This window comes from Streptomyces sp. NPDC006516 (assembly GCF_040611875.1).
Classification (GTDB): Bacteria; Actinomycetota; Actinomycetes; order Streptomycetales; family Streptomycetaceae; genus Streptomyces.
Genome location: NZ_JBEXPD010000013.1, coordinates 60,244 through 81,699 on the forward strand (window position 1 = coordinate 60,244; position 21,456 = coordinate 81,699).

20 protein-coding genes are annotated in these 21,456 nt (G+C 71.2%); 13 read left to right on the forward strand and 7 right to left on the reverse strand.

The window, feature by feature from the left end; all coding sequences use genetic code 11:
* Positions 1–49 precede the first annotated feature (49 nt).
* Positions 50–2,011: an AarF/UbiB family protein gene (locus tag ABZY45_RS28190; protein WP_356744276.1), complete on the reverse strand. Its 1,962-nt coding sequence runs from the start codon at positions 2,009–2,011 to the stop codon at positions 50–52.
* Positions 2,012–2,597: 586 nt separating this feature from the next.
* Between ABZY45_RS28190 and ABZY45_RS28195 the strand changes: the two genes are divergently transcribed.
* Positions 2,598–3,551, forward strand: a complete 954-nt coding sequence (locus tag ABZY45_RS28195) for a helix-turn-helix domain-containing protein (protein ID WP_356744278.1) — start codon at positions 2,598–2,600, stop codon at positions 3,549–3,551.
* A 92-nt stretch (positions 3,552–3,643) separates the two neighbouring features.
* Here ABZY45_RS28195 and ABZY45_RS28200 read toward each other — a convergent pair whose 3' ends face one another.
* Complete coding sequence (locus tag ABZY45_RS28200) at positions 3,644–4,096, reverse strand: MarR family transcriptional regulator (protein ID WP_356744280.1); 453 nt, start codon at positions 4,094–4,096, stop codon at positions 3,644–3,646.
* Positions 4,093–4,704 (reverse strand): DJ-1/PfpI family protein, encoded by a 612-nt coding sequence (locus ABZY45_RS28205; protein ID WP_356744282.1) that lies wholly within the window; start codon positions 4,702–4,704, stop codon positions 4,093–4,095. The genes ABZY45_RS28200 and ABZY45_RS28205 overlap by 4 nt, the downstream gene beginning before the upstream one ends.
* A 172-nt stretch (positions 4,705–4,876) precedes the next feature.
* On the opposite strand from ABZY45_RS28205, the gene ABZY45_RS28210 reads away from it, so the two are divergent.
* From ABZY45_RS28210 to ABZY45_RS28220, 3 genes are all read left to right on the forward strand, one after another.
* Entirely contained in the window at positions 4,877–6,250 is a 1,374-nt protein-coding gene (locus tag ABZY45_RS28210; protein WP_356744284.1) for an aspartate aminotransferase family protein, read from the forward strand.
* A gap of 102 nt (positions 6,251–6,352) precedes the next feature.
* Positions 6,353–7,069 carry a GntR family transcriptional regulator gene (locus ABZY45_RS28215; protein ID WP_356744286.1) on the forward strand — a complete coding sequence of 239 codons (717 nt, stop codon included), beginning with the start codon at positions 6,353–6,355 and terminating at the stop codon, positions 7,067–7,069.
* A 91-nt stretch (positions 7,070–7,160) separates the two neighbouring features.
* Positions 7,161–7,811, forward strand: coding sequence for a hypothetical protein (locus ABZY45_RS28220; protein WP_356744288.1), 651 nt, complete (start codon positions 7,161–7,163; stop codon positions 7,809–7,811).
* A gap of 80 nt (positions 7,812–7,891) precedes the next feature.
* Here the strand turns inward: ABZY45_RS28220 and ABZY45_RS28225 are convergent, their stop codons facing one another.
* Positions 7,892–8,680, reverse strand: a complete 789-nt coding sequence (locus ABZY45_RS28225; RefSeq protein WP_356744290.1) for an SLATT domain-containing protein — start codon at positions 8,678–8,680, stop codon at positions 7,892–7,894.
* Between the two features lie 370 nt (positions 8,681–9,050).
* Between ABZY45_RS28225 and ABZY45_RS28230 the strand changes: the two genes are divergently transcribed.
* The 7 genes from ABZY45_RS28230 (at position 9,051) to ABZY45_RS28260 (ending at position 15,581) form a co-directional block, all read left to right on the forward strand.
* The gene (locus ABZY45_RS28230) at positions 9,051–9,389 is read left to right on the forward strand and encodes a YbaB/EbfC family nucleoid-associated protein (RefSeq protein WP_356744554.1); all 339 of its coding nucleotides are present in this window, start codon (positions 9,051–9,053) and stop codon (positions 9,387–9,389) included.
* 61 nt (positions 9,390–9,450) lie between these two features.
* Positions 9,451–10,050 (forward strand): recombination mediator RecR, encoded by a 600-nt coding sequence (recR, locus tag ABZY45_RS28235; RefSeq protein ID WP_073750344.1) that lies wholly within the window; start codon positions 9,451–9,453, stop codon positions 10,048–10,050.
* Positions 10,051–10,133: 83 nt separating this feature from the next.
* A complete protein-coding gene (locus ABZY45_RS28240) occupies positions 10,134–10,793 on the forward strand; it encodes a DUF5063 domain-containing protein (protein ID WP_356744293.1) in 660 nt (219 codons plus the stop codon).
* A gap of 246 nt (positions 10,794–11,039) precedes the next feature.
* A complete protein-coding gene (locus ABZY45_RS28245) occupies positions 11,040–12,311 on the forward strand; it encodes an aspartate kinase (protein ID WP_356744295.1) in 1,272 nt (423 codons plus the stop codon).
* Positions 12,308–13,372 (forward strand): aspartate-semialdehyde dehydrogenase, encoded by a 1,065-nt coding sequence (locus tag ABZY45_RS28250; protein ID WP_356744297.1) that lies wholly within the window; start codon positions 12,308–12,310, stop codon positions 13,370–13,372. Before ABZY45_RS28245 ends, ABZY45_RS28250 begins: the two co-directional genes overlap by 4 nt.
* A 359-nt stretch (positions 13,373–13,731) precedes the next feature.
* Positions 13,732–14,307: a SigE family RNA polymerase sigma factor gene (locus tag ABZY45_RS28255; RefSeq protein WP_031090798.1), complete on the forward strand. Its 576-nt coding sequence runs from the start codon at positions 13,732–13,734 to the stop codon at positions 14,305–14,307.
* Entirely contained in the window at positions 14,304–15,581 is a 1,278-nt protein-coding gene (locus tag ABZY45_RS28260) for a hypothetical protein (RefSeq protein ID WP_356744300.1), read from the forward strand. The genes ABZY45_RS28255 and ABZY45_RS28260 overlap by 4 nt, the downstream gene beginning before the upstream one ends.
* 385 nt (positions 15,582–15,966) lie before the next feature.
* Here ABZY45_RS28260 and ABZY45_RS28265 read toward each other — a convergent pair whose 3' ends face one another.
* Both ABZY45_RS28265 and ABZY45_RS28270 read right to left on the reverse strand, forming a co-directional pair.
* Positions 15,967–16,749, reverse strand: coding sequence for an SURF1 family protein (locus tag ABZY45_RS28265; protein WP_356744302.1), 783 nt, complete (start codon positions 16,747–16,749; stop codon positions 15,967–15,969).
* Positions 16,750–16,811: 62 nt separating this feature from the next.
* The gene (locus tag ABZY45_RS28270; protein ID WP_356744304.1) at positions 16,812–18,671 is read right to left on the reverse strand and encodes a prolyl oligopeptidase family serine peptidase; all 1,860 of its coding nucleotides are present in this window, start codon (positions 18,669–18,671) and stop codon (positions 16,812–16,814) included.
* 90 nt (positions 18,672–18,761) lie between these two features.
* On the opposite strand from ABZY45_RS28270, the gene ABZY45_RS28275 reads away from it, so the two are divergent.
* Entirely contained in the window at positions 18,762–19,598 is an 837-nt protein-coding gene (locus ABZY45_RS28275) for a class I SAM-dependent methyltransferase (protein ID WP_356744306.1), read from the forward strand.
* A 51-nt stretch (positions 19,599–19,649) separates the two neighbouring features.
* Complete coding sequence (locus ABZY45_RS28280; RefSeq protein WP_356744308.1) at positions 19,650–20,078, forward strand: nuclear transport factor 2 family protein; 429 nt, start codon at positions 19,650–19,652, stop codon at positions 20,076–20,078.
* Between the two features lie 302 nt (positions 20,079–20,380).
* Here ABZY45_RS28280 and ABZY45_RS28285 read toward each other — a convergent pair whose 3' ends face one another.
* Positions 20,381–21,175, reverse strand: coding sequence for an SGNH/GDSL hydrolase family protein (locus tag ABZY45_RS28285; protein ID WP_356744310.1), 795 nt, complete (start codon positions 21,173–21,175; stop codon positions 20,381–20,383).
* Between the last annotated feature and the right edge of the window lie 281 nt (positions 21,176–21,456).

A 21,456-nucleotide genomic window follows, 5' to 3' on the forward strand; every position in this document is an offset into this window, starting at 1 on the left:
CTCCCGGCCGACGTGTGTGACGGGCCCGGCCCGGTGCTGACAGGTGTAATCAGCCCCGGCCCCGGGAGATGGAGAAGACCACCCGGAGCACCAGGATGAAGCTGACGACCAGCAGGTTGTAGCCGATCAGCTGGCTCAGCGAGACGGACCCCATGATCGTCGGCTTGCCGTCGACGCTCAGCAGCACGGAGGCGACCAGTGCGATGACCCCGCCGAGGAACGTCAGCAGCACGTCGTGCACGAGCCCGCGCACGAAACGCCGGTCCCGTTCGTCCGCCAGCAGCCGGATCCGGATCCCCAGCCGGCCCCCCTCCAGCGCGCTGCTGACCCGGTCCACCCGGCGCGGCAGTCGGCGCAGGACCGAGGTGAGCGAGATCGCCTCCTCGATCAGCGAGTCCTTGACCCGCTCGTAGCTCAGCTGCTCCTGGACCCGCGCGGCGGCGAACGTACGGGCCTGCGCGACGAGGTCGAAGTCCGGCACGAGCCGTTCGACCGTGCCCTCCACGGTGGCCAGGGCCCGGAAGGTGGCCGCCACCTCCGGCGGTACGGTCAGGCCGTGGCGGGCGACGAGCACGAAGAGCTCGGAGAACATGTCGCGGTGAGGCTTGCCCCCGGGGCCCAGGCAGCGGGCCATGAACCGTCCCAGCGCCCGCTCCAGCTGCCTCTCGTCGATCTGCTCCGGGCGCTCGACGATCTCCAGCAGCGCGTCACTGAGGGCGGCGGGATCGTCGCGGTGGAGGGCCAGCAGCAGGTCCTGGAGTGCGGCGCGCATCCGCCGGTCCAGCCGGCCGACCGAGCCGAAGTCGAGCAGTCCGAGCTCGCCACTGCTCAACAGCAGGACGTTCCCCGGGTGCGGGTCGGCGTGGAAGACCCCGCCCAGCGTGATCTGTTCGAGGATGCAGTCGAAGAGCTGCCCCGCGAGCTTCGCACCGTCCAGGCCGCGTTCGGCGATCGTCTCCCTGGCGGAACTGAGGGGAACGCCGTGCAGGCGCTCCAGTGTCAGCACCCGCCTGCTGCTGTACTGCTCGAACACGCGGGGCGTACGGATGGCGCAGACCGCGCCCGACTCCGCGGCTCCCGCGACGATGGCGGCCATGTTGCGGGCCTCGGTCCGGAAGTCCAGCTCCTCGTTGAGCGAAACGGCGAAACCGTTCATCAGCTCACCGAGGCCCATGCTGCTCGCCCAGTTCGTGTGCTCCTCCAGCTTGTGGCTGATCCGGAACAGGATGTCCAGGTCGCGCTCCACCACCTGGCAGGCGCCCGGACGCTGGATCTTCACCGCGACCTCCTGACCGTCCTTCAGCCGCGCCAGGTGCACCTGGGCCATCGACCCGGCGGCCAGGGGGGCGGGGTCGAACTCGGCGAAGACCGCCTCCGGTTCACAGCCCAGCTCCTCGGTGAGCAGCTCCCGTACGCGGTCCCAGGGTTCGGCCGCGGCCTGGTGGTGGAGCTCGGAGAACTCCTCGACGTATTCGGCGGGGAGCAGGTCGTAGCGGGTCGAGAGCATCTGCCCCAGCTTGACGAAGGTCGAGCCCGCTTCCTCAAGGGCCCGCCTCAACTGCCGGGCGGAGTGCCTGCGTCCGGCGGACGTCCCTTTCGGCGATCCCGCCCTGGAGAGTCCGCGCAACGAGGGTGAGAGACCGTTGCGCATGGCGATGGCGCTGAGTTCCGCGTAGCGCCGTGTACGCACGACGCGGCGGCGCAGTACGCCGGGCAGGCGAACGATCTCGGTCAGCCGGCCGCTGGGCAGCACGACCTCCGAGACCGCCAGGAAGAGCATCGTGACGAGGATGCCGCAGCCCACCTGGACGGAGGTCATGGCCGGCCGGTGGCTGCTCGGGCCCATGGCCGCGATGATCTGCATCGTCGCGAGGACGCCGACGGTGCCGCCGAGCGCCGTCCGTATCGTGCCGATCCTGATGCCGAGCAGCCGACGGGCGCCCATGGAGAGGCCGACCAGGGTGCCGACGAAGAGGACGGGTATCAGGATCAGGAACGCTGTGTGCTGCATGGCAGAGCCTTTCCCGGACCGGAGTCCATGTGCGGTGCGGGTACGGGGAATCTCGCGAAGGGCGCCGGGCCGCCGTTCCCGGGCGCCTGCTTCCGCCGCGTGCGCCCTGTGCCCGGCTGCTTCCGCCGTGCCGTGCGCCTGCTTCCGCAGTGCCGTGCGCCCGGCGCCGGCGGCCAATTCTCCGTGCCCGCGCCGGAACCCTCCACCGATGCCCGGTACAGGAAACTGCAGATGCGGACGGGAGCGACGGCCCCGCGTGAACGTACGGGCGGGCAGGCGCGGGGCCGAGGCGGCCCCTGGGCCCGTGGCTCGAAGGGCCGGGCGCGGGCGTGTCGCTGCGGGGCGGCGAGCTGAGGCGTGGGCGTGTCGCCGCGGCGAGAAACCCGAGGCACGAGGGGTCCCGCCGAGGCGGCGGATGGCCGGTTGTGCCGCCTACCCGGCTGTGCACGAGGGAAACCCGGGTGGGCGTGGCACCAAGCTGTCGCAATCGGTTCTCGGACACGCCGACCGCGCTGGAGGCGGCCTAAGTTGACCACGTCAGAGGGGCGTGGTTCTGCCCGGAGAGAGCAACTGCCGAGAGGTTGACGTGGCTGATACGGGGATCGGTTTGGATGTGCGGTCGGAGCTGCTCTACCGCACGATGCTCCAGCGTGCGACATGGCGGACGCGGGAACTGGCTCAGACTCTCGCCTGGCCGACGGACCAGGTCGTGAGGGTGCTGGACACCCTGCGGGCCGAAGGTCTCGCCAGTGTCTCCGGGGAGGACGGGACGGCGTCCCGGGCCGTCGAGCCGTGCATCGCCCTGCCGACGCTGCTGGCCTCCCGCATGCGGGAGGGCCGCTCGCCCCAGCCCTGCCCGGTCCGGATCGGCAGGTTCATCGCCCTGCACGAGCAGGCGGAACGTTTCGGTGACTCCGGCGAGAGTGGCGAGAACCGTCACGACGCGTCCGTCATCATCGAGCGGCTGGTCGCCAAGGTCCAGCGCGAGGTCGTTCTCCTCGTCCCGCACCACGACGAGGGCGGCTTCGAGTTCTCCCGGCCGGTCGTGGACATGGTGCTGAGGCGAGGTGCCAAGGTGCGCGCGGTGTGGGCCTCCTCGGTGATCAAGGCGCCGGGTGCCATGGCGCACGCGCAGTGGCTCTCGCAGGAGGGCGTCGCGCTGCGCTCGGTCAGCACCCTGCCGCCGCGCGCGATGATCATGGACGGCGCGGTCGCCGTGGTCGTCGACGAGACCGAGGGGATCCGCGTCGTACGGTCCGCGGCGGAGCTGGAGCGGTTGAGCGCGCTCGCCGAGCGGTTCTGGGAGCGCGGAGCGACCGTACGGCAGACGGGGCGGCAGCCCGTCGCCCCGACCCGCCGCCCGCGCTCGGAGGTCGTCCTGCGGCTCCTGTCGGAAGGGCTCACGGACGACGCGATCGCCCGCCGGCTGGGGTGCAGCGTCCGCACGGTGCGCAACGACGTCGCCTCCGCCATGGAAGCACTTGACGCGCGTAGTCGATTCCAGGCCGGGGCCCGCGCCATGCAGGTCGGCCTGATCTGACCGTTCCGTCCGTCGCCGGACGGGGCGTCACCTGCCCGGCGGGCGCGGCGGGTCCGCCATCGGCGGGTGCCCGCCGGACGGCCGCGGTGGTCTCACCGGCTGCCCGAGGTCACCGAGTCCATCGCCACGGAGAGCCGCTCCAGCACGCGGACGGTCTCCGCGAACCGCTCCTCGCCCAGCTCCTCGGCCAGCCGGGCGGCGAACGCCGCGTGACCCGGGCCGATCCGGGCCACGGCGGCGCGCCCCTCCTCGGTGGGGCGCAGGAGTTTGGCCCGCCGGTGCGCCGGGTTCTCCAGGTACTCCGCGAGACCCCTGCCCACCAGCAGATCCGCGATCCGCTGCACGCTCTGCCTGGTGATCCCCATCGCACGGGCGATCCCCGACACCGGGAGCGGCTCGGCCAGGACGGCGCCGAGCACCTGCCACCACGCAGCCGTGAGACCGGCGGGCTTCGCCAGTTCCTCCGCGAGGGAGAGGAACTGACCGTTGAGCCGGAAGACCCCGAGGGCCGTCCGGCTGAAGCGGTCCTGGTCGTCCCCGCTCATGCCTGGAGCTCCTCGTAGGCGCTCGCGTCGGAGTCGTGGAAGAGGCGGTACCAGGCGTCGAGCTTCTTGGGCTCGTACACCCCGAGCACTCCGAGGATCTCGCGGGCGAACGCGACCGGTTCGGTCGGCCCCGCCGTGACGAGGGCGCCGCGTGCGGGCCCGCCTGCGTCCGTGACCGCGTCGGCCTCCGTGTAGTGCGCACCGCCCGCGTAGCCCGTGGCCGCCAGGTAGAACGACACCACGCTCGTGTGGGAGCGGTCGTCGAGCAGGCCTTCGCGGGCCAGCCCCGCCGTCGCCCCGCAGATGGCCGCCACGGGCACACCGGCGTCCAGGAAAGAGCGTGCCGCGCGGGCGAAGGGGGCAAGGGTGTCGCCCGTGTCCCAGAGGGCGGTGCCAGTGAGGATGAGCAGCCCGCTGCCCGCGGGATCCAGTTCGTCGAGCGCCAGATCCGGCTGGACCCGCATCCCGCCCATGGTGGTGACGGGTGCTGTGGTGGGGCCGACGGTGCGCACGGTGTGGCCGTTCTGGGCGAGGTGCGCCGTGGCGAAGCCCGGCTCCCAGTCGGCGAAGGTGTCGTAGACGGCCAGGTGAACGGTCGTACCGGTCATGATGACCTCCGGATCGGGAACGGGCCCTATGACAGAAGGCTGTCATGATGGCAGCATCCTGTCAATGTGTGCGAGGGGGTCGACCCGGACCCGACACCCTGCCGAGCCCAGCGCCGAAGGCCATACACAGTGGCCATGGAGGCCGGGCCGCGCCGCCGCCTACGCTCGCCGCATGACCCCCGATGCCTCTCGCGCCCCGTACGTCGACTCCGCGGCGGGTGCGGCCGTGAAAGCCGCCGACCGCGCTCACGTGTTCCACTCCTGGTCAGCCCAGGGCCTCATCGACCCGCTCGCCGTCGCCGGCGCCGAGGGGGCCTACTTCTGGGACTACGAAGGCAACCGCTACCTGGACTTCACCAGCGGTCTCGTCTTCACCAACATCGGCTACCAGCACCCCACCGTCGTCGCCGCCATCCAGGAGCAGGCGGGCAAGCTCGCCACGTTCGCCCCCGCCTTCGCCGTCGAGGCGCGGTCCGAGGCCGCCCGCCTCATCGCCGAACGCACCCCCGGCGACCTGGACAAGATCTTCTTCACCAACGGCGGTGCCGAGGCCGTGGAGAACGCCGTCCGCATGGCGAGGCTGCACACAGGCCGGCCGAAGGTGCTGTCCGCCTACCGCTCGTACCACGGTGCCACCGCCACCGCGATCAACCTCACGGGCGACCCGCGCCGCTGGGCGTCCGACAGCGGCGCCGCCGGCGTCGTCCGCTTCTGGGCGCCGTTCCTCTACCGCTCCCCGTTCCACGCGCGGACCGAGGCGGAGGAGTGCGCCCGCGCACTCCAGCACCTGGAGGACACGCTGGTCTTCGAGGGCCCGGCGACCGTCGCCGCGGTCGTCCTGGAGACCATCCCGGGCACGGCCGGCATCATGACGCCGCCGCCCGGCTATCTCGCGGGCGTCCGCGAGCTCTGCGACCGCTACGGCATCGTCTTCGTCCTGGACGAGGTCATGGCCGGCTTCGGGCGCACCGGGTCGTGGTTCGCCGCCGGCCACTACGACGTCGTACCGGACCTGATGACCTTCGCCAAGGGCGTCAACTCCGGCTACGTGCCGCTCGGCGGTGTCGCCATCAGCGCCGAGATCGCCGCCACCTTCGACACCCGCCCCTACCCCGGCGGCCTCACCTACTCCGGGCATCCGCTGGCCTGTGCGGCGGCCGTCGCCACCATCGGTGTCATGGAGGAGGAGAAGACCGTCGAGAGCGCCGCGCAGCTCGGCGAGCGCGTGCTCGGCCCCGGCCTCAGGGAGCTAGCCGAACGCCACCCGTCCGTCGGCGAGGTCCGCGGGCTCGGCGCGTTCTGGGCGCTGGAGCTGGTCCGTGACAGGGAGACGCGTGAGCCCCTGGTCCCGTACAACGCGACCGGCGAGGCCAACGCCCCCATGGCGGCCTTCGGCGCGGCCTGCAAACGGAACGGCCTCTGGCCCTTCATCAACATGAACCGCACCCATGTCGTCCCCGCCTGCAACATCACCGAGGCCGAGGCGAAGGAGGGCCTGGCGGCCCTGGACGTGGCCCTGTCGGTCGCCGACGAGCACACCGTGTAGCGGGCACCTCGTGTGACGCCCTGGTGTGACGCCCTCCCCCGTGCCCGGAAGCGGGCATGGCCCTGGCTTATGGTGACCCGGAGCCGAGAAGGGGAGGGCGTCATGGGTGCGAGCGGAGGTGTGACCCGCAGCACGCTGCGGCAGCAGATCGCCGACGCACTGCGTGACGAGGTGCTGGCGGGGCGTCTGCAGCCACGGGTGGAGTTCACCGTCAAACAGATCGCCGAGCAGTACGGGGTGTCCGCGACGCCCGTCCGGGAAGCGCTCTTCGACCTCTCGGCGCAGGGACTGCTCGAATCCGACCAGCACCGCGGCTTCCGGGTCCGCGCATTCTCCGTCGCCGACTACCGGTCGATGGTGGAGGCGCGTGCCCTGGTCATAGACGGGGTGTTCCGCGGGATCTTCGACGGCACCGGCTCCGCGTCCGCCGTGATCGGCGCCCACCGGGCGGCCCTCGTCTCCGTACGGCGCCGGGCGGAGGAGGCCGCGCGCGCGGCGCGCTGCGGCGACCTCGACATCCTCATCGGGTACGACCTGCGGTTCTGGCGGGAGCTGGGGGTGGTCGTCGGCAACGTCTACATCACCGACTTCCTGCAACGGCTGCGGATGCAGGCGTGGGCCTTCGCCGTGCCGTACCTGCGTGGGGACGCCGACGTGACGGACTGGCTGTGGAACGGCCACCAGGAGCTGGTGGAGGCGATCGAGGCCGTCGACGGCCCGGCCGTGCGCGCGGTGCTGGACGCCTACTACGCACACGGGCTGAACTGGGCGGACCGGCTGGCCGCCGGAAACCCGCCGCACCCGGGCCACGAGGGCTGACCGTACGTCCTGCCCGCGGCCTGTGCGCGGGGTCCAGGTCGCATTACGCTGTCCCGACCACCTTCACGAACCCGTTGGAGAGCGAGACTTCGTGGCCTGTGACCTGTGGCTGGTCCCCCTCGTCGATGTGCTGTGCCACAGCCCCGACAATCCGTTCGCCGAAGAGATCGCCGTCTACGACAAGGCGTTGACCGAGGCAGGGCTCCCGCCGGTGCCCGTCTACGCCTACATGCCCGGCCTCACCGGGGACGTCGCCCCGGTCGCCGGCTTCGACTACGACGCGCTGCACTTCCTGCGCCGCGCCTACCTGCTGACCCTGAGCGGGCTCGCCGTCGCCCCCGTCGACGAACTGGGCGGGGACTACGAGCAGTTGCTGGAGATGTTCGAGCAGAGCGCGCAGGAGTCGCATCTGGTCTGGCACTACGACCACGCCGGGGCGTACGTCCCGGTGGACTTTCCCCATCCGCTCTCCGGCGACCAGCTCCTGGAGGGCGGAGGGCCGCTGGGCTCGGCGCACGGCCTGTTGCGCGAGCTGGAGTTCGTCGCGCCGTCCATCGGGATCGACCCCGCCAACCCGCCGGCCGCCCCGCTCCCGCCGGCCGGTCCCACCTCGCTGGAGGAACCGGCCGCCCCGGCCCCGTACGACGACCATCCGTTCGCCAGGGAGCGGCACGTCTGGCTCGGCCTGCACGCGGCGGCGACCCGCAGCCTCGCGCAGGGCTCGATGATCATCTTCAGCTGAGGGCGAGCCCTCGACGGCGCCGTAGCCGGGAGCCGTGAGGCCGGAGGCCTGAGGCCGTGGGAGCGGCGGCGGGCCGCAGGTCACCGGGGCGGCTCCGGGGGCCGTTGGCGCGGCATGTTCGGCCGGGTCACCGACGGCATGGTGAGCCGCCCGGGGGCGGAGTTGTGCTCCGGGCGGCCGCCCGGGCCGCCCGAGACCAGCGACTGCATCCCCATGGGCGCGGGTCCGGCGCGGAACTCCACCATCCAGTCCGCCGTCTCCATCCGGACGAGCTCGGTGATGTCCTCCGAGAACCGGCGGAGCACCCCCAGGCACCGCTCCGCGGCCTCGCTGGCGGTGCCCTCGGTCGGCCCGAGCATCTCCCGTACGCACTCCGACGCCCAGTCGAACTGCAGCACCTGGAGGCGCCGCTGCACGGCCTGCGCCGTCGCGAGATTCCTTATCCAGCCGGATGTCAGCCCGAAATAGCGGTCGCACGCCATGCACGCGGCGCCCAGCAGCAGTGACAGATAGCCCCAGCCGGCCGACCCGTGCAGTTCTCCGGTCAGGTCGAGCAGCGGGAGAGCGGCGCCCGCGACCACTCCGGCCGCGGTGCCGAAGCGGAGCAGCCTGGCCGTGCGCCGTTTGCGGACCCGGTCCCGCAGGTACCAGTCGGCGGTCTCCAGGGCGCCCGCCTCGACCCAGCGGTAGAGCTCGTCGAGCCGTTCCGCGGGCTCACCCCAGTCGCCGAGGGGGAAGGCGCGGCCGGTCAGGTCCCGGGGGCCCGAACCGTGGCGTGAAACGGACTGCCCGGTTCCGGTACCTGCACCGGATCCTGCGCCGGACTCCTTGCGGGGCGGCCCTTCGGGCTGCATCTCCGGCTGACTCACCGGGGCACTCCTCTGCACTCTGGGTCCGGCGCGTATCGGCGCGTATCGACGCGGGATCGGCACGGTTGTCGGTCACGGGAGGGACGGTCCCCGGCATATGACCGGAGCCCACCCGTGTAACTCTGCGTTACCTTGGGTGTGCGTACGGGTACGGCTACGCATGCTCTTCCTACCGCCGAATGGTGGGCCATGGGGTCGAAATCGCGGGATTCCCGGGTGTCCACGGCCTCTGGTCAGGTATAGGAGCACACCAGGTGCTTTTCAGATCTCACTCGAAAGAGTTGGTCCCCGGCGGGTGGGGCACCGCGTCCGGCGAGCACGTAGGCTCGGCATACCGAAACAATCCGTTGTCGAAATGCCAGGAGTGACCGTGATTCCCGGTGGTGGCCAGCCCAACATGCAGCAGCTGCTCCAGCAGGCCCAGAAAATGCAGCAGGAACTCGCCGCGGCCCAGGAGGAGCTGGCCAGGACCGAGGTCGAGGGACAGGCGGGCGGTGGTCTGGTGAAGGCCACCGTGACCGGCTCCGGAGAGCTTCGCGCCCTGGTCATCGACCCGGGGGCCGTGGACCCGGAGGACACCGAGACGCTGGCCGATCTCGTCGTCGCGGCGGTCCAGGCGGCCAACGAGAACGCTCAGCAGCTCCAGCAGCAGAAGCTGGGCCCGCTGGCCCAGGGCCTCGGCGGCGGGATGCCGGGCCTCCCGTTCTGACCCCTGTGGCTACCCGGACGTACCGGCTACGGTACGAGCAGGAAAAAGGAAAGGCGTTCCGTTGTACGAAGGCGTGGTTCAGGAGCTCATCGACGAGCTGGGCAGGCTGCCGGGCGTCGGTCCCAAGAGCGCGCAGCGGATCGCCTTCCACGTCCTGCAGGCCGAGCCCACCGACGTACGCCGTCTGGCCCACGCCCTCCTCGAGGTGAAGGACAAGGTCCGCTTCTGCGAGGTCTGCGGGAACGTCGCGCAGCAGGAGCAGTGCGGCATCTGCCGTGACGCGCGCCGCGACCGCACGGTCATCTGTGTGGTCGAGGAGCCGAAGGACGTCGTCGCGATCGAGCGGACCCGTGAGTTCCGCGGCCGGTACCACGTGCTCGGCGGCGCGATCAGCCCGATCGAGGGCGTCGGCCCCGACGATCTGCGCATCAGGGAGCTGCTGGCCCGGCTCGCGGACGGCTCCATCACGGAGCTGATCCTGGCGACGGACCCCAATCTCGAGGGCGAGGCCACCGCGACGTACCTCGCCCGGATGGTCAAGCCGATGGGCCTGCGGGTCACACGGCTGGCCAGCGGGCTCCCGGTGGGCGGCGACCTGGAGTACGCGGACGAGGTCACGCTCGGCCGCGCCTTCGAGGGGAGGCGGCTGCTCGATGTGTGACCGGGCGTCTGACTGCGGCTTTATGTGCGACGGCGCTATGTTCTACACACCGTTCGCGACCGTGCCCACGGGAGGTCTCCTCGATGTCTGACGCCACGCTGAACTCCGTCACGCAGGATCCGGACGACTTCGCCGTCCAGATCGCGGACCAGATCAAGACGTTCATCGTCGCGGTCACCGAGGTGTCCAAGGCCGAGGAGCCCGAAGAGGCGGTCCCGGTCCTGCTCCTCCAGGTCTCCCAGCTCCTGCTCGCCGGCGGCAGGCTCGGCGCGTACGAGGACATCCTCCCGGACGAGCGCTACGAGCCGGACCTGGGCCCCGAGCCGGACGCCGACGGACTCCGTGAGCGCTTCGCGGGCCTCCTGGAGCCCATCGACGTCTACTCCGAGGTCTTCGACCCGTACGAGCCCCGCAAGCCCCCTGTGCCACACCGCATCTCCGACGACCTGGCCGACCTGGTCACGGACCTCGGTCACGGTCTCGCGCACTACGAGGCGGACCGCACGGCGGAGGCCATGTGGTGGTGGCAGTTCTCGTACTTCTCCAACTGGGGCTCCACCGCGTCGGCGGCGCTTCGCGCCCTGCAGTCCCTGATCGCCCACATCCGGCTGAACCAGCCGCTCCAGGAGCTCGACGGCCTGGACACGGACCAGGACCCGGGAGACGGGGACCTGGCCGAGGAAGCGGGCCGCGTGATGGCGGAGGAGATCGCGGGCCCGCTGGGCCTGCGGCCGGTCCTGTAGAACCCCGGGCCTCGGCCGGGCATCGGCCGGTCCCGGGCCTCTGCGGCACCCACTGCGCCCGCTGTGTCCTGGGACACAAAAGGCGTGCGGTGAGAGCGAGTGGGGCAGCAGCCCCGTACGAGCGGTTCGGTGCGACACGCCGTACCGGGTGGTGGGCGGAACATCTCACCATATGGTATCGACGGGTCGATTCCGGGCTGCTCGTTAGACTGAGCCGACCGCACCATTATTGAGCGAGGAGCGCACGTGGGCCTTGTCGTGCAGAAGTACGGAGGCTCCTCCGTAGCCGATGCCGAAGGCATCAAGCGTGTTGCCAAGCGAGTCGTCGACGCCAAGAAGAACGGCAACCAGGTGGTTGTCGTGGTGTCCGCGATGGGCGACACGACGGACGAGTTGATCGATCTCGCCGAGCAGGTATCCCCGATGCCTGCCGGGCGTGAGTTCGACATGCTGCTGACCGCCGGAGAGCGGATCTCCATGGCCCTGCTGGCGATGGCGATCAAAAACCTGGGTCACGAGGCCCAGTCGTTCACGGGCAGCCAGGCCGGTGTCATCACCGACTCGGTCCACAACAAAGCGCGCATCATCGATGTCACGCCGGGCCGCATCCGGACCTCCATCGACGAGGGCAACATCGCCATCGTCGCCGGGTTCCAGGGTGTGAGCCAGGAGGGCAAGAACATCACGACCCTCGGCCGCGGCGGGTCGGACACGACCGCCGTCGCGCTGGCCGCGGCGCTGGACGCCGAGGTCTGTGAGATCTACACCGATGTGGACGGTGTCTTCACCGCCGACCCCCGGGTCGTGAAGAAGGCCCAGAAGATCGACTGGATCTCCTTCGAGGACATGCTGGAGCTGGCGGCGTCCGGCTCCAAGGTGCTGCTGCACCGCTGCGTCGAGTACGCACGCCGTTACAACATCCCGATCCACGTCCGCTCGTCCTTCTCCGGACTGCGCGGCACCTGGGTCAGCAACGAGCCGCAAGGGGACCAGCAGGTGGAGCACGCCATCATCTCCGGAGTCGCCCACGACGTCTCCGAGGCCAAGGTCACGGTCGTCGGCGTGCCCGACAAGCCGGGCGAGGCCGCGGCGATCTTCCGCGCCATCGCGGACGCCGAGATCAACATGGACATGGTGGTCCAGAACGTCTCCGCCGCCTCGACGGGTCTGACGGACATCACGTTCACCCTGCCCAAGGCGGAGGGCCGCAAGGCCATCGACGCCCTGGAGCGCAACCGGGCCGGCATCGGCTTCGAGTCGCTCCGCTACGACGACCAGATCGCCAAGATCTCCCTCGTCGGCGCGGGCATGAAGACCAATCCCGGTGTCACCGCGGGCTTCTTCGAGGCGCTCTCCGACGTCGGTGTGAACATCGAGCTCATCTCGACGTCCGAGATCCGCATCTCGGTGGTCACCCGTGTCGACGACGTCAACGAGGCCGTGCGCGCCGTGCACACCGCCTTCGGCCTCGACAGCGACTCCGACGAGGCCGTCGTCTACGGGGGCACCGGCCGATGACCGGACGCCGCCCTTCGCTCGCGGTCGTCGGCGCGACCGGGGCGATCGGCGGCGTCATGCTCCAGATCCTCTCGCAGCACGAGGACGTCTGGGGCGAGGTCAGACTGATCGCCTCCCCGCGGGCGGCCGGCACCAAGCTGGTCGTACGCGGAGAGGAGACCGAGGTCCTCCCGCTCACCGAGGACGTGTTCGACGGGGTGGACGTGGCCCTGTTCCTGGTGCCGGACGAGGTGTCCGCCCAGTGGGCGCCGGTCGCCGCGGCCCGGGGCGCCGTGGTCGTGGACGACTCGGCCGCCTTCCGGCTGGACGACGACGTTCCCCTGGTCGCCCCCGAGATCAACTCCCATGCCGCGCGGCTGAGGCCCCGCGGCATCGTCGCGTCCCCGAGCTGCACGACGCTCTCGCTGATCGTCGCGGTCGGCGCGCTGCACGCCGAATTCGGTCTGCGGGAACTGATCGTCTCCTCCTACCAGGCCGTGAGCGGCGCGGGCCGGGACGGCGTCGCCGCGCTCCGTGACCAGCTCGCCCTGGTCGCGGGCACCGAGCTGGGCACGCGCCCCGGGGACGTGCGCCGGGCTCTGGGTGAAGGGGACGGGAGTCCCTTCGCGGCTCCGGTGGCGCTCAACGTGGTGCCCTGGGCCGGGACCGACGCCGGGGACGGCTGGTCGTCCGAGGAGCTGGCGATCCGCGCGGAGTGCCGCAAGGTCCTGGGGCTGCCCGGCCTCAAGGTGACCGCGACCTGTGTGTACGTGCCCGTCGTGGCGACCCACTCCATGTCCGTGCACGCCCGCTTCGAGAACGAGGTGGCCGTCAACCGCGCGCACGAGATCCTGGCGACCGCTCCGGGCGTGGTGCTGTTCGACAATCCGGCGGCCGGCGACTTCCCGACACCCTCCGACGTGGTGGGCACCGACCCGACGTGGGTGGGGCGGGTGAGGCAGTCGATGGACGATCCAAACGCCCTCGAGATGTTCATCTGCGGAGATAATCTCCGAAAAGGCGCAGCCCTCAACGTGGCCCAGATCGCCGAGTCGGTGGCCGGGGAATTTCCCCGGGTCTGATCGAAACTCTTTTGTAGGATCTGTGTGCGCCCTGTGGGTAATTCGATGGTCTGAACCTCTTGAGCTGGGGCGTTGTCTTGTCCGACGATGATCTTCTGGCCCTCTGCAACCGCTGGCCGATTGCGGCGCGTCTATGTCGTCACTTCTTGCGTGGCCGGCCGCGTTTTCGGGGCATTTGTGGAAGAGCAGGTACGAATGAGGGCGTGTCGCACAGCATCGAACGAGGTGCCGTACGCGTACAACCCTGACGGGGGGCAGCGTGTCCAACTGGCGTGGCAGAGGTTCTCGACATCACAGTGGTGGGCCCGTTGCGAGGCGCTTCGGTGCGTCCGCTCCGGAGGCCCCGCGCACCCGGCGGTATGCCGGTGATCGCGCCCATGCCCGCTGCGCGACCCACCCGGCTGCCTTCGCAGCGCGAGGGCGCTGAAGAGACCGTGGCGGCAGGAACCACGGTCGACCACCTCACCGAGACCTATCGGGCGCACTACCGTTCGCTGTTGGGCCTCGCGGCCCTCCTGCTGGACGACACCGCGTCCTGCGAGGACGTGGTGCAGGAGGCGTTCATCCGGGTCCACTCGGCCCGCAACCGGGTGCGCGACCCGGAGAAGACACTCGCGTATCTCCGCCAGACGGTGGTCAACCTCTCCCGCTCCGCGCTGCGCCGGCGCATCCTCGGCCTGAAGCTGCTCTCCAAGCCGATGCCCGACATGGCGAGTGCGGAGGAGGGCGCGTACGACCAGCTGGAGCGGGACGCGCTGATCAAGGCGATGAAAGGGCTGCAGCGCCGTCAGCGCGAGGTGCTGGTCCTGCGCTACTTCTCGGACATGACGGAGGCGCAGGTCGCCGAGACGCTGGGCATATCGCTCGGCTCGGTGAAGGCGTACGGCTCCCGGGGCATTGCGGCACTGCGCGTCGTGATGGAGGCGCAGGCATGAGCAGGCCCGAGCACAGGCACGACGATGACCGGACTGGAAACGGAACTGTGAACCACGGGCCGGAGGACATGCCGAACACCGCTCCCGAGCAGGACGGTGAACGTGAGCAGGGCGAGGGCGCGGCCGACGGTGCGGAAGCGGCCTCAGGGGCCGGCACCCCGGGGCGGGGTGCCGGAGGCGGCGGCACGCTGACCGAGCTCTTCGGAGGCGCCTCGGGCGGTGGCGGCGCCTCCGGGGGCGGTACCGGTCGTGTCTCCGGCGGCGGTGACGGCGAAGACCTGGACGAGGTCGCGCTGCGCCGCATGCTGCAGGGCGCGGTCAAGGGACTGGAGCCCTCGGACGGCACCCTCGACCATCTGCACCGCGCGGTACCCGCCCGGCGCGCCCGGCGCCGTCAGGGCATCGTGGGGGCGGCGGCTGCGGCGCTGCTGATCGGTACGGCGGTCCCCGCCTTCGTCCATGTGGCGAACTCGGACGGCTCGGCCACCGCCAGCCCCGCGATCGCGGGCCACGGCCAGCAGGCCCAGGGCGGCAGTGGCGAGGACGCGGGCACCGAGTCCGAGGGCGGCAGGACCGCGGGACCGGCGGACAGCCGGAACGCGGGCGGCGAGGGCGAGGCCGGTGACTCCGTGGCCCCGTCACAGGGGGTGGACCCGGATGCCGAGGGTGGTGTGGGCGACGCCGAAGGCGACGACCCGGACGCCGCGGCGGCCGCCGCGACGGCCTGCGATCCCGGCCAGCTCGGGGTCGCCTCGGCCGACACGGGCGCGGCGGGCGCGGACGGCACGGTGTACGGCACCTTCAGGATCGCCAACGTGTCGGGCGACGTCTGCTCGGTGACCAGTGACGGCACGGTCGGCTTCCACACGGCGGGCGCGGCGGACCCGGGGAAGATCACCGTGGTGCAGCACGTCGCGGGCGACCCGGCGAGCGGGCTGCCCGATCCCTCGCTGGAACCCGGCACGGTTCTGCTGAAGCCGGCGATGGCCTACGAGGTGCGCTTCGCCTGGGTCCCGTCGGACACGTGTCCGACCACCGGCGGTTCGCCCAGCCCGACGCCGACGGACGGCGGCGGGGGCGGTGGCGACGGTTCGGGGACCGGCACCGGTACGACGGACGCGGCACCCCAGTTCGGCAGCGCGGACGAGGGCCCGGCGGACGGCAGCGTCGCGGTCACGCACACTCCGGAGTCGGGCGCGCCGACCGCGGAGACCACGATCGCCAACGCCTGTGCCGGCACCATCTACCGCACGGGCGTGCTGGACGCCACGTAGCTGGACCGCGGGGCACGTCGGCGGGCCTCTCCGCCGGCGGGGCGTCCTCGCTGACAGCGAGCCTCCAACAGTGGGGGCCTCCGCCGGTGGGGGCATCCACCGGTGACAGCTCCTGCCGGCGCACCCAGGTCTCGGGGGCGCCGCTCCTCCGGCCGCTACCGGTTCCTGGTCCCCGCGGCGGGCGCTCCCGCACCAGGACGGATCCAGTTCGGCATTTTGGCGCCGGGCGCACCGGTACCGGGCCTTCTGTGGTTCCGGGCAAGTCGGGCCGCGGACCCGGTAAGCCGGGCCACCGGTGAGCTGTTGCTCGTAAGTCGGGCCACCGGTGAGCTGTTGCCCGTAAGCCGGACCGCCCAGAGAGCCGTTGCCCGTCAGCCGGTGTGCGTCAGTCGGCGTCAGCCGCCAGCCCCAGCTGTATGTCGCGCGCGGCTTCCGCCTCGCGGCGCATCAGCCGGAACCACATGAAGAGCACGAAGCCCCCGAAGACGAACCACTCGCCGGTGTAGCCGAGGTTCTGGAAGGCCTTCAGATCGAGCCCGCTGCCCTGCGCCGCCGTTGCGGGTACGGGAAGCATCCCGCTGTCGTCCGCCGCGCCCGCGCCGGGCTCGGGCAGGGTCACCCAGGCGTCGTACACGTCGTACGGGACGAGGTTGACCAGGGACGCCGCACTGATCATGCCGAGCTGGCCCTCGGGCAGCCCTCCGCTGAGGTCGACCCCGCTGGTGCCGGTGTTCTCGGACGCCTGCAGATCGCCCGTCACGGTGACCTTGCCGGTCGGCGGCGGAGGGACCTCGGCCTTGCCCGGGGAACCGGGCAGCCAGCCGCGTACGACGGGCAGTGCCTTGCCGCTGTCGGTGCGCAGCAGATCCAGTACGTAGAAGCCGCTGCGGTCGTTCAGCGTGCGGCCGGGCACCAGGAACTGATCGGCGTACGTACCCGTCGCCACTGCGGGGCGGCCGGAGGTCTCCGTGCTCACCGGCAGCAGCTCGTCGAGCGGCTTCGCGGGGCGGGTGCCCGGATCGGGCCGGTTCTCGGCCTGCTCGTGCGTCTCCACGCGGTCCTCGAAGCGGCCGAGCTGCCAGGTGCCCATGAACACGCAGAACGGGATGGCCAGCACGACGAAGAGGTTGATCCCCCACCATCGCGGGGTCAGCAGGAACCGGTACACCCCACCACGGTACGGTTCCCCGCTCCGGGCCGGTGGAGCGGGGTGCACCGTTTATCCGGTCCTTATTCCTTCGGCGCCCCTTCCTCCGCGCTCCCTCCGCCCTGTGCGGCCCCCAGGTGCCGCAGCGTGAAGTCCAGCTCCAGCCGCACCTGTTTGATGCGCTCCTCCACGACGAGGGAGCCGTGCCCCGCGTCGTAGCGGTACACCTCGTGGACGGCGCCACGGGCCGCGAGGCGGTCCACGTAGTTCTCCACCTGCCGGATGGGGCAGCGCGGGTCGTTGACGCCGGCCGAGATGTACACCGGGGCGCGCACGGCGTCCACGTACGTCAGGGGCGAGGAGGCCTCGAAGCGCTCGGGCACCTCCTCAGGCGTCCCGCCGAGCAATGTGCGGTCCATGGCCTTGAGGGCCTCCATCTCGTCGTGGTAAGCCGTGACGTAGTCGGCGACGGGGACGGCCGCCAGCCCCAGCGCCCAGGCGTCCGGCTGCGTACCGAGCCCGAGCAGGGTCAGATAGCCGCCCCACGAGCCACCGGCCAGCACCAGCCGCTCAGGGTCGGCGAGCCCCGACTTCACCGCCCAGTCCCGGACCGCCGCGATGTCCTCCAGCTCGATCAGGCCGACCCGGTGCTTGAGCGCGTCCGTCCAGGCGCGGCCGTAACCCGTGGAGCCGCGGTAGTTGACCCGCACGACGGCGAAGCCGTGATCCACCCAGGCGGCGGGGCCGGAGGCGAAGGCGTCGCTGTCGTGCCAGGTGGGCCCGCCGTGTATCTCGAAGACCGTGGGGAACGGCCCGTCCCCCGTGGCCGGTGTCTGGACCAGGGCGTGGATGCGGCCGCCCGGACCCTCCACCCAGGCGTCCCGCACCGGGACCGAGGCCGGAGCCTTCGCCCCCGGCGGGTCGAGGACGACGGCGCCCGACGTGGACCGCACGGCGGGCGGCTGCGCGGCGGACGACCAGAGGTACTCCACCGTGCCGTCAGGGCGGGCCGTGGCTCCCGACACGGTCCCGGCGGGGGTCTCCACCCTCACCGGCTCCGCCGCTCCCGGCTCGTACCGCCACAGCTCGCTGCGGGCCTCGAAGCTGTGCTCGATCAGCAGCGCGGAGCCGTCCGGATACCACTCGGCGCCCGTGTCACCCGGCAGATCGATGGGCAGGTCCGTCTGCGTCCCCGCCACCGGGTCCCAGATCATCGGCTCCCAGCGTCCGCGACGCTGGTGCCCGACCAGCAGCCGGGTGTCACCCGCCACCGGTGCGAAGCCCAGCACCGACAGGCCCAGCTCCTTCGTACCGCCCTCGGTGTCGTCCAGCTCGGCGACCGTCGAGCCGTCGGGGCGCACCACGCGCAGCGCGGAGTGCATGGCGTCGCCGTGCTCGGTGTGCTCCAGGGCGATCAAGGTCCCGTCGTGGGAGAGGTCACCGACGCCGGCGGACTCCCGATGCCGGTATATCTCGACGGGCTCCGCCCCGGCCCGCACCAGATACACCGTGGTGCCGTCCTCGTCCGTCGACCGGCCGACCACCGCCGTGCCGTCCCGGCCGATCGCGAGCCCCGCCGGATAGGAGGCTTCGAGACCGGGCGTGGCAGGCTCGTCCGCCCCGCCCTCGAACGGCTGCCGCATCCACACGCCGAACTCGTCGCCGTCGGTGTCGGAGAACCACCAGACGGCCTTGCCGTCCGGCGTCAGCACCCCGTCGGTCGTCCCGTTGGGCCGGTCCGTCACCTGACGCTGCTCACCGGTCTCGCGGTCCCAGGCGTACAGCTCGTACGTGCCGGTGGCGTTGGAGACGAAGAGCGCGCGGTCGGGAGCGTCCTCCGCCCATTCGGGCAGGGACACCCTGGGGGCACGGAAGCGCTGCTCCCACTGCGGCGGCTCCTGCTCCCGCTCGGATACGGACGCGTCGTTCTGTGTGTCGCTCATGACCCCATCCAACCCGATCTGGCCACACTGCCGGGCGCCCTGTGGATAACTGTTCGCACGCACCCCCGGCCTGTGGGTAACTTTCCCGGCATGTACGCACCGACGCCCGACGACTGGCACGAGATCAACCGCGCACGCTGGGACGAGCGGGTGCCCATCCACGCGGCAGGCGACTTCTACGACCTGGACGCCTTCCTGGCGGGCCAGGACGCCCTGCGCGACTTCGAGCTCTCGGAGGTCGGCGACGTGACGGGCCGGACTCTGCTGCACCTGCAGTGCCACATCGGTGTCGACACCCTCTCGTGGGCGCGCCACGGCGCGGCGCAGGTGGTGGGCCTCGACTTCTCCGAGCCGGCCGTCGAGACCGCGCGCGGCCTGGCCCGGTCGCTGGGCCTGCCGCAGGAGCGGGCCGCCTTCGTCACGGCCGACGTCCACGACGCGGCCCAGGCCGTGCCCGACTCCGCGTACGACATCGTCTACACCGGGCTCGGAGCGCTGAACTGGCTTCCGGACGTGGGGCGTTGGGCGGAGGTGGCTGCTTCCCTCGTCGCCCCCGGCGGGTTTCTCTACCTCGCGGAGTTCCACCCGCTGACCGACTGCATGGACGACACGAACGGCTCCACGGTCACGTACGACTACTTCAGCCGTGACGCCTGGGTGGACGAGTCGCCGGGCACCTACGCCGACCTCGACGCGGTCACTGTCCACAACGGCAGCGTCGAGTGGCAGCATCCGGTGGGCGAGGTGGTCTCCGCGCTGGCGGCGGCGGGACTGCGGATCGAGTTCCTCCACGAGCACGACGCGTCGCTCTTCCCGCGGTACCCGGCGCTGGAGCGGCATCCGGACGGGTACTACCGCTTCCCCGCGGACCGTCCGCGTATCCCGATGATGTACTCGATCAAGGCATCACGGCCGGTCAGCGGCTGACCGGGCTCGTCCGCCGCACGATTGTCAGTGGGGCCGGTCACACTCGGGGTCATGACTGAGACGACCGGCGAGGGCGGAACGGCGTGGGGATCCAGGGCGGTACGGGCGACGGTGGAGGCCTACTGGGCCGCGGTGAACGCCCGCGACTGGGGCGCCCTCGCCGCCATGCTCACCGACGACGTGGTGTACGACCTGCCGCAGAGCCGTGAGCGCGTCCTCGGCAAGGAGCGGTACGTCAGGTTCAGCCGGGCGCGTCCGGAAGACCGGCATGTCCGGATCGAGCGGATCGTCGCGGACGGAGAGGGCGGAAGGGGCGGAGGGGTCGCCGCCCGGACCACGGTCATGGCCGGCTCGCAGGAGCTGTCCGCGGTGCACTTCTTCACGTTCGACGCGCGGGGGCGGATCGCCGGTGTGACGGACTTCTGGCGGGAGCCCTACGAAACCCCGGCGGGCCGGGAGCATCTGACGGAGCGGTACTGAACAACAACACGAGCCGGAGCCCCCGACCCGGCGGCCCGCGGTAGGTCCGCAGTCGGCAGACCTCGGCCGGTCCGCAGCCGAGGCCCACAGCCGGTTCCGCAACCGCCGGCCCGAGCAACCCCGCCGAGGCCCCGGAGCCGCCCCCGCCGAGGCCCCGGAGCCGCCCCCGCCGAGGGCGCGCAGCCGACCAGCGGCCGGCCCGCGCCCCGAGGCGCTCGCGGAACGTGGAACGGGTGTGCGGCGGTACCTCCGGGCGAGCCCGGGGCACCGCCGCGTCCCTCAAGCGGTCTGCTCTACGCGCGTTACACCGCAGAGCGGAAGGCGGGCAGATAGCCGCCCGACTGCCCGATCGCCTTCGGGTGGTACGAGTTGGTGATCGGGATGGACACGCTGTGGATCCACGCGTCACCCGAGCAGAGCTCGTGCCCGGTGAACTCGTCCACCACGCTGGAGAAGGTGAACCCCGCGTTGGCCGCCCGCTTGGCGAGCACCCCGTTCAGCACGTCCGACGCGTTGTTGATCGCCCCCCGCTCGGTCTCGGTGAGTCCGGCGATGCAGGTACCCGCCAGCTTGTAGAACTTCGGGTAGCCCAGGACCACCACATGGGCCTGGGAGGCACGCGAGCGGATGCCCGAGTAGAGGGAGTCGAGGCGGCCCGGCAGCGTGCCCTGCATCTGCGAGACCGCCGTGTTCACCCGGCTCACGCAGGTGGCCTCGCTCTGCAGGACGCACGTCTGCATGACGTCCGCGAAGCCGACGTCGTTGCCGCCCGCCGTCACGCTGACGAGGGTGGTCGACGAACTGAGCGCGCTCAGCTGGCCGCTGGACACCGAACTCGTCGTCGCCCCCGAGCAGGCGACGAACCTGAACGAGGACGGCGCGTTCGCGTTGCTCCAGAGCTGGGGGTAGGCGTTGGTGCTGCGCTTGCAGTCACCGCTCTCGGATGTGTAACTCCCGGCGCCGACTCCGGAGGAGTAGGAGTCACCGAGAGCGACGTAGTTGGCACCTGCGGCGGATGCGGGCTGCGCGAGGCCGAGGGCGGCCACGGCAGTGATCGCCAGGGTGCAGAGGGATGCCCGGAACGTTCGTACTGACATGGCTGCCAGCCCTTCGAAATGTGGGGGACGAGTGGGGAGTTCGTGGGGCGAGCACGTTTGTAGCAGCTTCCGGTACTCGGCGGTAATGCCCCCGGGGAAAGTCGTCTGATATGCCCGAAGGATCGTTCGGTAGCCCATGCTCCGCGCGTAGATAAACCTGCAACGGCCCCTCGAAATAGTGAAGTTATGGGGCCATCCGACACCCTGGGTGACGCCTCGGGGCCATCTTCGGAGGGCGCCTCCCGCTCGAACACAGCCGCTCCCCAGCCCTCTCGCGGGTG

Excerpts from the sequence above, each read along its gene's own strand:
- ABZY45_RS28190 (WP_356744276.1), bottom strand. The coding sequence starts at position 2,011 with ATGCAGCACACAGCGTTCCTGATCCTGATACCCGTCCTCTTCGTCGGC.
- ABZY45_RS28250 (WP_356744297.1), top strand. The coding sequence starts at position 12,308 with ATGACCGGACGCCGCCCTTCGCTCGCGGTCGTCGGCGCGACCGGGGCG.
- ABZY45_RS28260 (WP_356744300.1), top strand. The coding sequence starts at position 14,304 with ATGAGCAGGCCCGAGCACAGGCACGACGATGACCGGACTGGAAACGGA.
- ABZY45_RS28215 (WP_356744286.1), top strand. The coding sequence starts at position 6,353 with ATGGGTGCGAGCGGAGGTGTGACCCGCAGCACGCTGCGGCAGCAGATC.
- ABZY45_RS28205 (WP_356744282.1), bottom strand. The coding sequence starts at position 4,704 with ATGACCGGTACGACCGTTCACCTGGCCGTCTACGACACCTTCGCCGAC.
- ABZY45_RS28240 (WP_356744293.1), top strand. The coding sequence starts at position 10,134 with ATGTCTGACGCCACGCTGAACTCCGTCACGCAGGATCCGGACGACTTC.
- ABZY45_RS28285 (WP_356744310.1), bottom strand. The coding sequence starts at position 21,175 with ATGTCAGTACGAACGTTCCGGGCATCCCTCTGCACCCTGGCGATCACT.
- ABZY45_RS28200 (WP_356744280.1), bottom strand. The coding sequence starts at position 4,096 with ATGAGCGGGGACGACCAGGACCGCTTCAGCCGGACGGCCCTCGGGGTC.
- ABZY45_RS28210 (WP_356744284.1), top strand. The coding sequence starts at position 4,877 with ATGACCCCCGATGCCTCTCGCGCCCCGTACGTCGACTCCGCGGCGGGT.
- ABZY45_RS28270 (WP_356744304.1), bottom strand. The coding sequence starts at position 18,671 with ATGAGCGACACACAGAACGACGCGTCCGTATCCGAGCGGGAGCAGGAG.
- ABZY45_RS28255 (WP_031090798.1), top strand. The coding sequence starts at position 13,732 with ATGCCGGTGATCGCGCCCATGCCCGCTGCGCGACCCACCCGGCTGCCT.
- ABZY45_RS28275 (WP_356744306.1), top strand. The coding sequence starts at position 18,762 with ATGTACGCACCGACGCCCGACGACTGGCACGAGATCAACCGCGCACGC.
- ABZY45_RS28280 (WP_356744308.1), top strand. The coding sequence starts at position 19,650 with ATGACTGAGACGACCGGCGAGGGCGGAACGGCGTGGGGATCCAGGGCG.